Origin of the sequence: Serratia sp. 4542, assembly GCF_016805595.1 — a bacterium.
In the GTDB taxonomy this organism is placed as follows: Bacteria; Pseudomonadota; Gammaproteobacteria; order Enterobacterales; family Enterobacteriaceae; genus Serratia; species Serratia nevei.
The window spans coordinates 1-602 of sequence record NZ_RXKV01000030.1 but is presented as its reverse complement, the minus strand read 5'-3'; the positions used below and the strand labels follow the sequence as shown (position 1 = coordinate 602).

Annotated in this window: 1 protein-coding gene; it reads right to left on the bottom strand. The window is 70.1% G+C overall.

Going from position 1 to position 602, the window contains the following annotated elements:
• On the bottom strand, positions 1 to 602 hold a 602-nt coding region (locus tag EKL15_RS24850; RefSeq protein ID WP_203090525.1), incomplete at both ends, for an autotransporter outer membrane beta-barrel domain-containing protein.

Below are 602 nucleotides of genomic sequence, written 5' to 3'. Positions count from 1 at the left end.
GAGCAGGCTCTCGTACACCGGGTTGCCCGCCGCCAGCGCATCCGCCGCTGCCGCCACCGCCCGCTCGTTCGGCGTCTGCGCCACGCTGGCGAAGCTCGTGCCGTTGCGCCCGACGCTCAGCGTCACCCCGGTCGGCTGGTAGCTCAGCCCGGTGCCGAGGAACAGGTAGTTCGGCGCCACCGCGTCAAACTGCCCGCTCACCCCCTGCTGCGCGCTCAAAATGTTGTACTGCTGGCCCAGCAGGCTGCGCACCTCGCTTTGCGTCAGCAGGTTGGGGCTGTTCTCCAGCGTCACCGCCACCTCGCCGCCGCCGATCGTCGCCGATCCGCTGCTCTGGATCCGATCGCTCTGGCCGTTCGGCCCCACTTCCACCGCGTAGCGCGAACCCGGCTCGAAGCTGACGTTACCCGCCACGTTCAGGGTGCCGATCGAGTTACCCGGCGCCACGGTGCCGCCGCGGCGGGCGGTCAGCGAACCGACCGTGCCGCTGCCGCCGACGATGCCGCCGTTCTGTACGCTGACGGCCGAGGTGACCGAGCCGTTGACTGCCAGCCGCCCCTGATTGACCAGCGTCGGGCCGGCATAGGTGTTGTTACCCGTCA